The organism is Pseudomonas sp. NBRC 111132 (assembly GCF_001320565.1).
Lineage (GTDB): Bacteria > Pseudomonadota > Gammaproteobacteria > Pseudomonadales > Pseudomonadaceae > Aquipseudomonas > Aquipseudomonas putida_P.
The window spans coordinates 1-13,608 of the sequence record NZ_BCBI01000061.1 but is presented as its reverse complement, the minus strand read 5'-3'; the positions used below and the strand labels follow the sequence as shown (position 1 = coordinate 13,608).

At 61.5% G+C, this 13,608-nt stretch carries 20 protein-coding genes; 4 read left to right on the top strand and 16 right to left on the bottom strand.

All coding sequences use genetic code 11. The annotated features are described in order from the left end of the window. Nucleotides 1–128 precede the first annotated feature (128 nt). The gene (locus APH35_RS23315) at nt 129–623 is read left to right on the top strand and encodes a SprT family zinc-dependent metalloprotease (RefSeq protein ID WP_012270924.1); all 495 of its coding nucleotides are present in this window, start codon (nt 129–131) and stop codon (nt 621–623) included. A gap of 87 nt (nt 624–710) precedes the next feature. On the opposite strand, the gene fpr is transcribed toward APH35_RS23315, so the two are convergent. Then, nucleotides 711–1,490 carry a ferredoxin-NADP reductase gene (fpr, locus tag APH35_RS23310; RefSeq protein WP_012270923.1) on the bottom strand — a complete coding sequence of 260 codons (780 nt, stop codon included), beginning with the start codon at nt 1,488–1,490 and terminating at the stop codon, nt 711–713. A gap of 118 nt (nt 1,491–1,608) precedes the next feature. Between fpr and finR the strand changes: the two genes are divergently transcribed. Beyond that, nucleotides 1,609–2,535 carry a LysR family transcriptional regulator FinR gene (gene finR / locus APH35_RS23305; protein WP_012270922.1) on the top strand — a complete coding sequence of 309 codons (927 nt, stop codon included), beginning with the start codon at nt 1,609–1,611 and terminating at the stop codon, nt 2,533–2,535. On the opposite strand, the gene APH35_RS23300 is transcribed toward finR, so the two are convergent. The 3 genes from APH35_RS23300 to APH35_RS23290 form a co-directional block, all read right to left on the bottom strand. Next, nucleotides 2,532–2,897 (bottom strand): diacylglycerol kinase, encoded by a 366-nt coding sequence (locus tag APH35_RS23300; protein ID WP_010952700.1) that lies wholly within the window; start codon nt 2,895–2,897, stop codon nt 2,532–2,534. The two genes, finR and APH35_RS23300, sit on opposite strands and share 4 nt — an antisense overlap. A 73-nt stretch (nt 2,898–2,970) precedes the next feature. Beyond that, nucleotides 2,971–3,621 (bottom strand): response regulator transcription factor ErdR, encoded by a 651-nt coding sequence (gene erdR / locus APH35_RS23295; RefSeq protein WP_012270921.1) that lies wholly within the window; start codon nt 3,619–3,621, stop codon nt 2,971–2,973. 179 nt (nt 3,622–3,800) lie between these two features. After that, complete coding sequence (locus APH35_RS23290; protein WP_060515604.1) at nt 3,801–4,511, bottom strand: tRNA-uridine aminocarboxypropyltransferase; 711 nt, start codon at nt 4,509–4,511, stop codon at nt 3,801–3,803. Between the two features lie 218 nt (nt 4,512–4,729). Between APH35_RS23290 and APH35_RS23285 the strand changes: the two genes are divergently transcribed. After that, complete coding sequence (locus APH35_RS23285; protein ID WP_012270919.1) at nt 4,730–5,149, top strand: quorum-sensing-regulated virulence factor family protein; 420 nt, start codon at nt 4,730–4,732, stop codon at nt 5,147–5,149. Between the two features lie 15 nt (nt 5,150–5,164). On the opposite strand, the gene APH35_RS23280 is transcribed toward APH35_RS23285, so the two are convergent. Further along, the gene (locus APH35_RS23280) at nt 5,165–5,374 is read right to left on the bottom strand and encodes a hypothetical protein (RefSeq protein WP_012270918.1); all 210 of its coding nucleotides are present in this window, start codon (nt 5,372–5,374) and stop codon (nt 5,165–5,167) included. A 160-nt stretch (nt 5,375–5,534) separates the two neighbouring features. Here APH35_RS23280 and APH35_RS23275 point away from each other — a divergent pair, with 160 nt between their 5' ends. Beyond that, nucleotides 5,535–6,656 (top strand): LOG family protein, encoded by a 1,122-nt coding sequence (locus APH35_RS23275; protein WP_060515603.1) that lies wholly within the window; start codon nt 5,535–5,537, stop codon nt 6,654–6,656. A gap of 49 nt (nt 6,657–6,705) precedes the next feature. Here APH35_RS23275 and recX read toward each other — a convergent pair whose 3' ends face one another. The 11 genes from recX to APH35_RS29105 form a co-directional block, all read right to left on the bottom strand. After that, nucleotides 6,706–7,176: a recombination regulator RecX gene (recX, locus tag APH35_RS23270; RefSeq protein ID WP_012270916.1), complete on the bottom strand. Its 471-nt coding sequence runs from the start codon at nt 7,174–7,176 to the stop codon at nt 6,706–6,708. Nucleotides 7,177–7,196: 20 nt separating this feature from the next. Continuing rightward, nucleotides 7,197–8,264 (bottom strand): recombinase RecA, encoded by a 1,068-nt coding sequence (recA, locus tag APH35_RS23265; protein ID WP_012270915.1) that lies wholly within the window; start codon nt 8,262–8,264, stop codon nt 7,197–7,199. A 103-nt stretch (nt 8,265–8,367) separates the two neighbouring features. Beyond that, nucleotides 8,368–8,850 (bottom strand): CinA family protein, encoded by a 483-nt coding sequence (locus APH35_RS23260; RefSeq protein ID WP_012270914.1) that lies wholly within the window; start codon nt 8,848–8,850, stop codon nt 8,368–8,370. A 64-nt stretch (nt 8,851–8,914) separates the two neighbouring features. Beyond that, complete coding sequence (locus APH35_RS23255; protein ID WP_012270913.1) at nt 8,915–9,973, bottom strand: hypothetical protein; 1,059 nt, start codon at nt 9,971–9,973, stop codon at nt 8,915–8,917. A 355-nt stretch (nt 9,974–10,328) separates the two neighbouring features. Then, nucleotides 10,329–10,634: a hypothetical protein gene (locus APH35_RS29510; RefSeq protein ID WP_060515602.1), complete on the bottom strand. Its 306-nt coding sequence runs from the start codon at nt 10,632–10,634 to the stop codon at nt 10,329–10,331. Next, nucleotides 10,631–10,924, bottom strand: coding sequence for a hypothetical protein (locus APH35_RS23245; protein WP_060515601.1), 294 nt, complete (start codon nt 10,922–10,924; stop codon nt 10,631–10,633). Before APH35_RS23245 ends, APH35_RS29510 begins: the two co-directional genes overlap by 4 nt. Before the next feature lie 126 nt (nt 10,925–11,050). Continuing rightward, nucleotides 11,051–11,845 (bottom strand): DNA adenine methylase, encoded by a 795-nt coding sequence (locus APH35_RS23240; RefSeq protein ID WP_060515600.1) that lies wholly within the window; start codon nt 11,843–11,845, stop codon nt 11,051–11,053. A gap of 165 nt (nt 11,846–12,010) precedes the next feature. Further along, nucleotides 12,011–12,529, bottom strand: a complete 519-nt coding sequence (locus APH35_RS23235; protein ID WP_060515599.1) for a DUF2514 domain-containing protein — start codon at nt 12,527–12,529, stop codon at nt 12,011–12,013. Beyond that, nucleotides 12,526–12,972 carry a structural protein P5 gene (locus APH35_RS23230; protein ID WP_060515598.1) on the bottom strand — a complete coding sequence of 149 codons (447 nt, stop codon included), beginning with the start codon at nt 12,970–12,972 and terminating at the stop codon, nt 12,526–12,528. The genes APH35_RS23235 and APH35_RS23230 overlap by 4 nt, the downstream gene beginning before the upstream one ends. A 64-nt stretch (nt 12,973–13,036) precedes the next feature. Continuing rightward, the gene (locus tag APH35_RS23225) at nt 13,037–13,231 is read right to left on the bottom strand and encodes a hypothetical protein (RefSeq protein WP_060515597.1); all 195 of its coding nucleotides are present in this window, start codon (nt 13,229–13,231) and stop codon (nt 13,037–13,039) included. A 29-nt stretch (nt 13,232–13,260) separates the two neighbouring features. Further along, nucleotides 13,261–13,608 (bottom strand): hypothetical protein (locus APH35_RS29105; protein ID WP_177335388.1); only part of this gene is annotated, 348 nt, incomplete at its 5' end.

Here is a 13,608-nt window from a genome sequence, read left to right as displayed (position 1 = left end):
AGACTCAACCAACACTAGGGCATCAACCAGGGGCCGCCGCAAGGCGGCCTCTGGCTGTGCGCTGACCGGTGGCTCGGCAGGCCGCCGATGCTTGCGGCATAATGCCCGGTCAGGAGAACCGCCCCACCATGCCCGAGCTGCTCAAAGAACGCGTCGAAACCTGTTACCAGCAAGCCGAAACCTTTTTCAAACGCCCCTTCCCGCGCCCGGAAGTCAGCTTCAAGCTGCGCGGGCAGAAAGCCGGTGTCGCCCACCTGCACGAAAACCTGCTGCGCTTCAACCTGCAGCTCTACCGTGAAAACCAGGAAGACTTCCTGCGCCAGACCGTGGCCCATGAAGTGGCGCATCTGGTGGCCCACCAACTGTTCGGCGATAGCATCCAGGCCCATGGCGAGGAGTGGCAACTGATCATGCGTGGGGTGTACGAGCTGCCACCCAACCGCTGCCACAACTATGAGGTGCAACGGCGCGCAACGACCCGCTACATCTACCGCTGCCCGTGCCCGCAGGGTGATTTCCCATTTACCGCGCAGCGGCACAAGCTGGTGCGCCAGGGGCGGCGCTACCTGTGCAAGCGGTGCCGGGCGATTCTGGTGTACAGCGGCGAGACGCGCGTCGAATAGGCACACCGACCGCCCCACAAACAGCGCATTTCTCAGAAGCAATAAAAAAGGCGACCCCAGGGTCGCCTTCTTGTACCAGCCTGCGCCTTACTTCTCGACGAAGGCTCGTTCGATCAGGTAATCACCCGGCTCGCGCATGCGGGCAGAGACTTTCAAGCCGAAGCTGTCCAGCACTTCGCTGGTCTCGTCGAGCATGCTCGGGCTGCCGCAGATCATCGCGCGGTCGTCCTGCGGATTGATCGGTGGCAGGCCGATGTCGCTGAACAGCTTGCCGCTGCGCATCAGGTCGGTCAGGCGGCCCTGGTTTTCGAACGGCTCGCGGGTCACGGTCGGGTAGTAGATCAGCTTTTCGCGGACCGACTCACCGAAGAACTCGTTCTGCGGCAGGTGCTCGGTGATGAACTCGCGGTAGGCCACTTCGTTCACGTAGCGCACGCCGTGCACCAGGATGACTTTTTCGAAGCGCTCGTAGGTTTCCGGGTCCTGGATGACGCTCATGAACGGCGCCAGGCCAGTACCGGTGCTCAGCAGGTACAGGTGCTTGCCTGGGTTCAGGTCGTCGAGCACCAGGGTACCGGTAGGCTTCTTGCTGATGATGATCTCATCGCCTTCCTTCAGGTGCTGCAACTGCGAGGTCAGCGGGCCGTCCGGCACCTTGATGCTGAAGAATTCCAGGTGCTCTTCCCAGTTTGGCGAGGCGATGGAATAGGCACGCATGAGCGGGCGGCCGCTTTCCTGCTGCAGGCCGATCATCACGAACTGACCGTTCTCGAAGCGCAGCCCCGGGTCGCGGGTGCACTTGAAGCTGAACAGGGTGTCGTTCCAGTGGTGCACACTGAGGACACGTTCGTGGTTCATGTTGCTCATCGATGGGGCTCCTGAAGAAAAACGCGGCGCGCAAAACGCGCAGTTGCGCGATAGTTTAGGGGCAGCGACAATATCTGTTAACTGGATTATCAAGATATGTGTTATCGGTTATATCGATATGCGATTCACACTTCGTCAACTGCAAGTCTTCGTCGCCGTCGCTCAGCACCAAAGCGTCTCTCGGGCCGCTAGCCTGCTGTCGCTGTCGCAGTCGGCCGCCAGCACCTCCATCACCGAGCTGGAGCGGCAATCGAGCTGCCAACTGTTCGACCGTGCCGGCAAACGCCTGGCCCTCAATGCCCTGGGCCATCAACTGCTGCCACAAGCGGTGGCCCTGCTCGACCAGGCCAAGGAAATCGAAGACCTGCTCAACGGCAAGTCCGGTTTCGGTTCGCTGGCGGTCGGCGCCACGCTGACCATCGGCAACTACCTGGCCACCCTGCTGATTGGCAGCTTCATGCAGACCCACCCGGAAAGCCAGGTAAAGCTGCACGTACAGAACACTGTGCATATCGTGCAACAGGTAGCGCACTACGAAATTGATCTGGGTCTAATCGAAGGCGACTGCAACCACCCGGACCTGGAAGTGCAGCCGTGGGTCGAGGACGAACTGGTGGTGTTCTGCGCGCCGCAGCATCCGCTGGCCAAGCTGGGCCGTGCCGATATAGACAACCTTTCGCAAGAGGCGTGGATCCTGCGCGAGCAAGGCTCAGGCACACGCCTGACCTTCGACCAGGCCATGCGCCATCACCGCGCCAACCTCAATATCCGCCTGGAGCTGGAGCACACCGAAGCGATCAAGCGCGCAGTGGAGTCGGGCCTGGGTATCGGTTGCATTTCACGCCTGGCCCTGCGTGACGCCTTCCGCCGTGGCAGCCTGGTACCCGTGGAAACCCCGGAACTGGACCTGATGCGCCAGTTCTACTTCATCTGGCACAAACAGAAATACCAGACGTCGGCCATGCGTGAGTTTCTCGAGCTATGCCGCAACTTCACTGCGGGCTTTACCCGCAGTGACGAAATCGTGTTGCCGCCAATCGCTTAAAGCAGGATCACGCCCCACACCAGCGCCACCATGGTCAGTGCCACCAGTTGTGCAGCGCTGCCCATGTCCTTGGCATTTTTCGACAGTGGGTGGCGCTCCAGCGAAATGCGGTCGATGGCCGCCTCTACCGCCGAATTGAACAGCTCGACGATCAGCCCCAGCAGGCACACCGCGATCATGATTGCCCGCTCGGCACGGCTGACCGGCAGCCAGAAGGCTATCGGGATCAGCAGCACGTTGAGCAGCACCAGCTGGCGGAATGCGGCCTCGCCCTTGAAGGCGGCGCGCAGGCCGTCCAGCGAGTAGCCGGCGGCGTTGAAGATGCGTTTGAGGCCGGTCTGGCCTTTGAATGGCGATGTCATGTGAGTCACTTCACAACAGAAAGGCCAGCAGACTAGACCGGCTTGGGTCAAAAAAGCGTGAAGCCACGCGCAGTCAGTTGCTGGCAACCGATTCAAGTTGTTGCAGCAGCAGCGCGGCCTGGGTCCGGGTACGCACTCCCAGCTTGCGGAAGATCGCGGTAACGTGGGCCTTGATGGTCGCTTCCGACACGCTCAGCTCATAGGCGATCTGCTTGTTCAGCAGGCCTTCGCAGACCATGGTCAGTACGCGGAACTGCTGCGGCGTGAGGCTGGCCAAGCCCTCGCTGGCGGCCTTGGCCTCGGCCGATACATCCACCTTCTCGAACGCCTGCGGCGGCCACCAGACCTCGCCATCGAGCACCTTGCGCACCGCATCCTGGATCACTTCCAGGGGGCTGGACTTGGGAATGAAACCACTGGCGCCAAACTCGCGGGACTTGACCACCACGGCGGCCTCTTCCTGCGCCGAAACCATTACCACGGGGATCTGCGGGTATTGCCCACGCAACAGCACCAGCCCGGAAAAACCGTAGGCACCCGGCATGTTCAAGTCCAGCAGCACCAGGTCCCAGTCGGCTTTTTCGCTCAGGCGGGTTTCCAGTTCGGCAATGCTCGCAACTTCGACCAGGCGTACATCCGGGCCCAGGCCAAGGGTAACGGCCTGGCGCAGGGCACCACGGAACAATGGGTGGTCATCGGCAATCAGGATTTCGTAAGTGGCCATCGATCTAAGGATCCTGTTCTGTGCCAGGCGCTTGGGGGTAAAGGAGGCGCCCGGCGGGGAATCGGCGCCAAGGATGCCGAGCACGGTCAAGGGTGGTCAAGCCAATCGCCCTGCCGTCTCGCCCACCCTGGCTGCCAGCTCCGTCATTATGAACCAAAGCAGGGGTTGTGCCCCTTGGACTATAGGAAGGTATGCAAACGTTGGTGGGTGTCGTCCTGCTCGTCCAGCGGCAGGCGCTGCTTGCCGCTCAGGTAATGCAGGCTGAACACATCCAGGTACGCATCCAGCGCCTGGGAGGCCTGGCTGTCGCCGGCCAGGTCCAGGCACATGGCCGCGACTTCCGCCGTGCAGAAATGATCGTCGCGCTTGGAGCGACGCAAGCGGTAGCGCGACATCTGTTCGGCCTGCAGGCTCAACACCGGAAAACGGTCCAGGTACGGGCTTTTGCGGAACATCTTGCGTGCTTCGGTCCAGGTGGCATCCAACAGGATGAACAGCGGGCGCTTGCCCGGCTCGCGCACCACCTCGCTGACCACCCGCTCCTGAGCAACGAACTCGCCCGGGAAAACGATATAGGGCTGCCAGCGCGGGTCGTCGAGCAAGGCCAGCAGGCGCTCGTCAACCGAGGTGCGCAACCAGCCGAAGGCCGAGGTGTCTTCGATCAGGTCGGCAATCAGCCAGCCGGTATTGGTGGGCTTCAGCGGCTCGGTGTCATGCATCAGCAGGCATACACCGGCGTCAGCCTGCACCCGGGGCTTCCAGGCACACAGGCAATGGGTAGCGATGACCCGGCAATCCGGGCAACGCTCTGCTCGCGAGCCACGGGCGATGAAAGGCTTGTTGCTGCGGGCCAGGCGTTCGGCGCGCAGGCGCGCTACCGCATGGCTCATGCCGGCAGGCCTCTGGACAGGTTGGAAATGGGCACAAGGATGACTCGGAGAAAACAAGGGTGCCAGTCTACCAGAACAGGGGGCAATTGCTGTGCAGGCGGCAAGGTGGCCCTTATAATCGGGGTTTTATCGCGCCCGGTAGTCACCACCGCGCGATTTCACGGAACGCCGTCGACCCGCGCATGTCAAAGCGCCAGTCATCGAACCAGGAGAGATTCATGCTGCGCCTTATCGCCCCCGCCCTGAGCCTGTTGCTCGCCCTGCCTCTGGCAGCCCAGGCGGCTTCCAAGCAGGATTACGACCTGAACAAGATGCTGGAGAAGGTTGCCAAAGAGAGCAGCGTCGGCACCCCGCGTGCAATCAACGAGGACATCCTCGATCAGGGTTACACCGTTGAAGGCAAGGCGCTGGTCAACCACCTGAGCGTGCGCCAGAGCCACGCTGAACGCATGCAGGCCAACCCTGCACAGGTGCGTAGCCAACTGGGCGACAGCGTCTGCCGCAATAGCGGTTTTCGCAACCTGATGTCCAAGGGCGCGGTGATGGTCTACCGTTTCACGGTCTACAAGACCAACCAGCCGATCATGGACCAGGCCTTCGACAGTGCCAGTTGCGTTGCCGGCAACAAGAAGAAGTAAAGGCAGCCCTCCCAGCTATACCTTCTCGTCCTCGCGGGCACTCCAGTGCCCTTCGGCGGCGTCGGCGCGCATCTCGGCCAGTAACGCCTGCAAATAGCGCGACTGACACTCCAGCCCCGCCAACCTGCGGCGGCACTCGGCCTCAAGGCTCAGGTGATGCACCTGGGCCGCGTTCTCCAGCTGCTGAAAGAGCTGCCGGTCCACCTCGATGATCAAGCGATGCATACCGCCACCTCCTGCATCGATACGTTTCGCCCTACCAGTTAACCAAACCCATGCGGCCGGTGGCCGCATGCCGACGGGCGGCGGTGGCAAACAGCCCGGCACAATCGGTCGCGAGGGTCTAGATTGAGGTCAGAGGTATTGGTGCAGAAGGAGACGTTGCATGCCTTACCAATCGAATGAACTGCTGTTCAGCCACTTCCGTGACAACAACATCGACTTGAACCACATCGACGCACAACTGCAACTGGTTGCACCCGACAGCCCCAACCTGCCGCTGTACCGCGACATGATGCTGACCATCCTGCGCATGGCCCACGACGACAGCGACCGCTGGAACGCCAAGATTACCCTGCAGGCCCTGCGCGAGCTGGACCACTCGTTCCGCACCCTGCAGCGCTACAAAGGCCGACGCAAGGTGACCGTGTTCGGTTCGGCGCGCACCCCGCTGGAACACCCCATGTACGCCCTGGCCCGCGAGCTGGGTGCCACCCTGGCGCGCTCCGACTTGATGGTCATCACCGGCGCCGGCGGCGGTATCATGGCCGCCGCTCACGAGGGTGCCGGCAGTGCCCACAGCCTGGGCTTCAATATCACCCTGCCCTTCGAACAACATGCCAACCCCACGGTGGATGGCACCGACAAACTGCTGCCGTTCCATTTCTTCTTCATCCGCAAACTGTTCTTCGTCAAGGAAGCCGACGCATTGGTATTGTGCCCCGGCGGCTTCGGCACGCTTGATGAAGCATTGGAGGTCCTGACCCTGATCCAGACTGGCAAGAGCCCGCTGGTACCGGTGGTACTGCTGGACTCGCCAGGCGGTAGCTTCTGGCGCGACTGCCTGGACTTCATCAGTCGCCAGTTGGAAGAAAACCGCTACATCCTGCCCAGCGACCTGAAGCTGGTGCGCCTGGTGCACAGTGCCGATGAGGCGGTGGAGGAAATCAACCAGTTCTACAGCAACTACCATTCCAGCCGCTGGCTCAAGAGCCAGTTCGTTATCCGCATGCATCACCCGCTCAGCGAGGCCGCGCTGTATGACATCCAAGAAGGCTTTGCCGACTTGCGCCTGAGTGGCAAGTATCACCAGCAAGCTGATAGCAGTGCCGAACATGAAGTAGGCAATTTCAGTCACCTGACGCGCCTGTCATTCGCCTTCAATGGGCGGGACCAGGGCAGGCTGCGCGAGTTGGTGGATTTCATCAACTTGCCCGAGAACTGGGCCAAGCCGCAACCCATGCATACCACGCAGCGGGCCAGGGAGGCGTTGAAGGTCAGCTCATAGGTGTTGGCTGCATGGGGGCTGCAAAGCGCCCCCAGCCTTTCAGCAATGCTCAGTAATCGTCGAGATCACGCCCACTGAGCAGGCGGCCGATCATGTCCATGGGGAACCCACGGTAAGCCAAAAACCGGGTCTGCTGGGCACGGCTGCGCGGGTCTTGCGGGCGCTGCCCGGCAAACTTGCGCTGCCATACGTCATGCATACGCTCGCGCCAATCCACTTCGCTCTCGCGCAATGCCTGCTCGATATCAGCACGCGCCAAGCCACGCTGCCCCAGCTCCTCACGAATACGCGAAGGACCGTAGCCAGAGCCTGAACGATAGCGGATGAAGCTTTCGAGGTAACGGGCTTCACTCAGCAGCCCTTCTTCGGCGAGCCGGTCGAGCTCAGGCTCTATCAACTCGTCCGAAGCGCCGCGCTGACGCAACTTGCGCGTCAGCTCGACGCGACCGTGCTCACGTCGCGCGAGCAGGTCCATGGCTGTCCGCCGGATGGCGACGGGGGTGTCGAGTACGGCGGACATATTGGCTATCTACCGCGCAATCAATAACCGGCTTCGGCGTCAGCCACATCGTCGGCACTGGCATCAACGGCGGCAGCCTTGCCGGCTTCAGCGGCAGCACCGGCTTTCAACAGCTTTTCACGGATCTGCTTCTCGATCTCGGCACCAATAGCCGGGTTTTCTGCCAGATACTTGGCAGCGTTGGCTTTGCCTTGACCGATCTTGTTGCCCTGGTAGGCATACCAGGCACCGGATTTCTCGACCAGGCCCTGAGACACACCCAGGTCAATGATCTCGCCGTTACGGTAGATACCTTTGCCGTAAAGAATCTGGAACTCGGCTTGACGGAACGGAGGCGATACCTTGTTCTTGACGATCTTGACGCGGGTTTCGCTACCGACCACTTCATCGCCTTCCTTGACCGCACCGGTACGACGGATGTCCAGACGCACCGAGGCGTAGAACTTCAGGGCGTTACCACCAGTGGTGGTTTCCGGGCTGCCGAACATCACGCCGATCTTCATACGGATCTGGTTGATGAAGATAACCAGGCAGTTGGCGTTCTTGATGTTACCGGTGATCTTGCGCAGCGCCTGGGACATCAGGCGAGCCTGCAGGCCGACGTGCATGTCACCCATCTCGCCTTCGATCTCGGCCTTCGGCACCAACGCGGCCACGGAGTCGACGATGATCACGTCAACGGCGTTGGAGCGCACCAGCATGTCGGTGATTTCCAGGGCCTGTTCGCCGGTGTCCGGCTGCGAAACCAGCAGGTCGTCGACGTTGACGCCCAGCTTGCCGGCGTACTCAGGGTCGAGGGCGTGTTCGGCGTCGACGAAGGCGCAGGTGGCACCGTTTTTCTGAGCTTCGGCGATGACCGATAGGGTCAGCGTGGTCTTGCCCGACGATTCCGGGCCGTAGATCTCGACGATACGGCCTTTTGGCAGGCCGCCGATGCCAAGGGCGATGTCCAGGCCCAGCGAGCCGGTGGAGATGGCCGGAATGCCTTGACGCTCCTGGTCACCCATGCGCATGACCGCGCCTTTACCGAATTGACGTTCGATCTGACCCAGGGCCGCAGCCAAGGCGCGCTTCTTGTTGTCGTCCATTGAAATCCTCACGTGTTCGACTTGGCCCTGACGGCCGGAATACCTGTATAAGTAGCCAGTATTATTCCACAGGCCGGCGCCCGCGCAAACCCCTGTCGTCGATTTACTCGGCACCAAGCTGTAACAAGCCGTCTAACGCGGCGATCACCGTCTGTCGGCGCACCGCTTCGCGGTCACCGTCAAACTGGCGGCGCTCGCTGAACACCCGGTTGCCATCGCCCCAGGCCAGCCACACGGTACCTACCGGTTTGGCTGGCGAGCCGCCGTCAGGCCCGGCCACCCCGCTCACCGCCACGGCAAAGCGCGCCCCGCTGGCAACCTGGGCCCCGCGGACCATGGCTTCGACGACTTCCTGGCTGACCGCGCCTACCTGGCCGAAGAACACCTCGGGCACACTCAACAGACGGGTTTTCTGGGCGTTGGAGTAGGTCACGTAGCCAACCTCGAACCAGGCCGAGCTGCCAGGTACGCGGGTAATGGCTTCGGCAATGCCACCGCCAGTGCAGGATTCGGCGGTGGTCACCTGCGCATTGAAACGGCGCAGGTGTTCACCCAGGCGGGTAGCAAGCGTGGTGATCGGGTCCATGTCGGGGCTCCTTGTAAACGGCCCTCTACCCTATCACCCCGCGTCGGGCCCTGGCTCAGGAAACCTACAGGCTGTCCCGGGCAATTTCGCTGAACGCACGCTCGTCGCGCCGACCGAGGCGCGGCAGCCCTTCAGGCCACTCCTCGCGCCAGTCGAAGCCGTCCAGCTTGCGCATGTCTTCGATTGCCGAACGCCACCAGATCACTTTGCACGCGCGCTGGTAGTCATCATTACTCATCACGCTGCCGTACAGCAGCTTGCGGCCGATGCCCCGCAGCTCGCGCGGCACCCGCTTCAGGCTCCACTTCACCGACAACCGCGCCAGCCACGAAGGCACAGGACGATACGCCGGCACCTTGAGGGCCAGGCTTGGCATCTGCGGATGGAAGCCCTCGCCGTGCTTGGCGAAGAAGATTTCCAGGATGGCATGCACGTACTGTTTCATCGCGAAGTAGTGGCTGATCACCCCACGCGCTTCGTTGACCTGCGCCCCGTGCAATTCGAAGGAAAAGGCGATCTGTTCGATGGTGTGCAGGTCACCGGTGTAGGGCGTCCAGGCATCGATGCGTGGGATGGCGCGCTCGGCAATGCCGACATTGCAGCGGGTGAAACCCATGACGCCGCTGTTGCAGAGCCGCAAATCATCGGCCGGCGCATTTCCAGCCTCGGCCAGCCCGGCGCTGAAGCGAAGGTAGTCACTGCTGCGCGACGCCTCGGCCCAGCTCGTCTCCACTTCATCGACCAGGAACTGGCCGGCATCGACCTGGCTGAACAGCTTCAACGGCGATTGCAGGAACACCGTATCGGTATCGATGAACACGGTCTTGTCCGCCCACTGCCCGGCCTGGGCAATGGCGCAGGCCTTGCGCCGGTGGGTGTAGCCGCCGTCGCCGGTCCAGGCCTGCAAGGTCTGCTCGTCCAGCGTGATCACTTCCACCGGCCAGCCAGCAAAAGCCTGTGGCTGATCGGTAAGTACACGGATCACTGGCAGCTCAGCCGGTTTGCAACGCGCCATGGCGGTGAGGATGCTGAGTTTGGCCTCCAGCTGATAGATCCGGCGCTCGCCATAAAGGAGGTAGATCAGCTGTTGCTTTACATAGGGGACTGGGCTGGACACATTCATCGTACGGGTCACGGCTAGAGGCGTTTGTCGAGGGCCGCGCATTCTAGAGGTTAACGCCGCACGGCTCCACCTTTGCCGCCAGGCTGCGCGAACATGCCCCAATGCCTGCGCCTGCATCTCGCTGAAAAAGCCTGTACCATTGCCGGTTTACCCTTGCCAACCAGATCACCCGCTGTAAGGCCCTGAATGTCAGATCTTTCCGCACACACACCGATGATGCAGCAGTAGTGTCAGAAGAGAACGTCAGGCCGCGCCGTTAGCGGCCTGCGAGTGGCATCTGTCTAATACGGTTCGGCCAGTTTCAACGACTTTCACCCAGTAAAACCGAGAAGCTTTCGGGCAGTTTTAGACAGCCTCAACACCCCCATCCAGGCGTTCTGCCTACGACGATCCGTCCAGGCTCGTCCCAATCCAACCTACTAGCAATGTCGCATCTGAACAGGCCGATGTGGAACGCCTCATCGAGCTCCATCAACCCCCAGGCCCTTGCAGCTTCGGACAGTTCCAGCATATCGACTAGGTCCTCGGAGCTTACCTCGCGACGACGATGGGCGGCATATGCCATTTCATCTAGCACGGCCGCGCGTCCGTCGGGATCGGTGACTAAGGCGAATTGGTCGTTCAGTTCATCCAGCCAAGCCTGCGGTATCCCGGCCATCATTCTGCCCTGCACCACCACGACTGCGCGTACAACGCGCCGTCGACCTCTTCTACCCCGTTGATGTTGATGCCGAGCTGGGCCATACCGTTGACCTTGGCGTCATGCAGGCGCGGGATGATGTCGGGCCCGGGGGTTGGGTTAAACACCCAGGCCTGCGTCGACACTCGACCCAAAGGCTCGCTGTGGTGGTCGCCGATGTGGATGTCGGCACGTAGGGGCTGGATCTTCCCGAGCTGATTCGAAGGGATGGCCATACCCTTCACGCGGCGGCGAACGAGGAGAAAGTACATAGCGGCACCAATACTGTATATCGATACAGTATCGTATATAGCGTGTGGCCCTGTGGCAATTGCCGATCAGCGCCCCATCGCACCATCCTGCCACTACACTCGAGCTTGCCACACAGGCATTTCCATTCAGAAAAGTTGCCCAAGTTCAGATGGCGCCCAGTTCATGATCACCAGCTCACCGGTCACATCGGCCTGGCCATGCCGCTGGTTCGCGGTGGTGTACCTGATATCCAGCCGCTCGAAGTGGAACCCGTCAAAGGCTGCTCGAATGTCAGGATGGTCGTTGATGCTGACCATCACCTTGCCTTTGCAGGTGCGCATGAAGTCGGCCATGCGCTCATATTGTTCGAACGGGAAATCTACCCCGTAGCCTGCGGTCTGCCAGTAAGGCGGGTCCATGTAGAAAAACGTGTGCGCTCGGTCGTAGCGCTGAGCGCAGTCGAGCCATGACAGGTTCTCGACGTAGGTGCCGGCCAGCCGCTGCCAGGCGGCGGACAGGTTCTCTTCGATGCGCAGCAGGTTGATGGCAGGCCCGGTGGTGGCGGTACCGAACGTTTGTCCAGTCACCTTGCCACCGAAGGCGTGCTGCTGCAGATAGAAGAACCGTGCGGCGCGCTGGATGTCGGTCAGCGTCTCCGGTCTTGCCATCTTTTGCCACTCGAAGATCTGCCGGGACGACAGCGCCCATTTGAACTGCCGGACAAACTCCTCCAAGTGGTTCTGCACCACCCGGTACAGGTTGACCAAATCGCCGTTGAGATCATTCAAGACCTCTACCGGGGCGGGTTGAGGCCGCATGAAGTAGAGGGCAGCGCCACCGGCGAAGACCTCGACATAGCATTCATGGGCTGGGAAAAGCGGAATTAGGCGATCGGCCAGGCGGCGCTTGCCGCCCATCCAAGGGATGATTGGGTTAGTCAATTTGCAAACCTTTACTGTATGGATGAACAGGTGCTAGGCTCGCCGTGCTTTGTGCACAGAGCGGGAGCCTTGGCTGGGCTTGCAGGTATGGTCTGCGGGTTCGGCGGTCAGCAGGGATGTTGACGCATCCCCGGTGGCCGCTCTCTTTGCATGAAGCCTTCGAATTTATTCCCGGGCGCTTACTGCCGCTCGCCTTGAGACAAGGGCGTCGTACTCACGCTCGCACTGCTGGCCGGCGACTCTGGCCTGGTCAAACGCTGCCGCCAGCTCTCCCGCTCTTTCGTCAGCCCGTGCGAGCAGGTCGGAGAGCACCATGGCGGCGCGGGTGGCTGCCTGGCCTCTGGCGACAGCGGCGGTATCCGGGCCGGGGCAACTGACGGTGGCGGCGAGCTGGGTGGCGACACTGCGCAGCCGCTGGCCAGCAGCATCGGCGTCAGCAGCGCCAGCATCAGCAATCGTTCTTTCTTCATACCCTTTTACTCTCGCCTCTTGCTGCGCATCTGCGCTCCGGTGTTCTTCCTGGCGCGCCGATCGTTCGCCGATGACTTCCGCCAGCCGGTCACCGCTGTCTCGTTGAGCTGTTGCCTGTCCGGCGTTCGCTCGCTCCACTGAGCGGCCGTGCTGGTAGGCCGCCCAGTGGGATGCCAGCAGCACAGCAACAGCCAATATGACCCAGCCCTTCATGCCAGTGCCCGCCGGATGCCCTCGTCGATCACCTCGGGCTTGTACGGGTTGCCGCCGTTCTCGTGGACGATGATGCCGACCACGGCTTCGCGCAGCACCTGCGGCTTGGAGATGTCGATAGAGTCGCGCACGCCAACGCCGAGGCGCTTGGCAATGGCCTGCGCGTAGGCCAGGGTGTTGTTCTCGCTGGACGGCGCCCAGCGACTGATGAACTCAAGCGGGGTGTCGATGCCTGGCCGGCCAACGCCGGGCATGCCGTCCTTACCCCGGTAGTTCAGCAGTAACTTGCCCAAGGCACGAATGCCATTCTCCGCTTGATCGAACCGGGCGAAGCGCGGGCTGGCCACGCCAACCTCTACGCCGAGCTGGCCCTGCCAGGCGTTCCGTGGGTTGAAATCGATGTTGCCAGGGTTGTTGTTGCGTACACCGCGTGGTGTTGCCATTGATTTTCTCCAGGCACAAAAAAACCCGCAGCGCGGGTTTGGAGTTGGGTTGCGGGCAGGCCGGTCAGGACGCCTCGGCGTTCACCGTAACGGCTGCACGGTAGCGCTTGAGGGTCTGTACAGTAACGGCGACCGCCAACGGGTTCGCCTCCACCAGGTTGCGGGCGAAGGCGTCAGCCTCCTCCTCGCTCGCGTACTCTTTGAATTGGTCTGGATCGTTGAGGACGTTTGGTGCGGTGATAACAACCATGAAAGGCATGGCTTTCTCCTTGTATTGAGTAGATTCGCTTACCGGAAGGTCCGGCGGCAGGTAAAGGCAATCTGGTCCACCTGGCGGCGCCCCTCGTAGAGCATCGCGTAGTAGACCTTGTTGTATGAGCCAACCGTCTGGTTGATGAAGCACCCGCCCTCACGGCTTTCGATTCCAGAGAACAGGTTGAACTCGGTAATGGCCAGGGCCCGGGTCGCTGGGTGCTGTAGGACAATTTTCCCCGACTGGCCCAGGTAGGTGTTTTCGCCCACCACCTCATTGCGCGGAAAGATCAGCTGGGAAAAGTCGTCGTTCACGCCGTTCATGCCGGTGTGCAAATGCCGGATGATCGAAGGATTTGCCCCCACCGCGCGCCCAGCCACGGC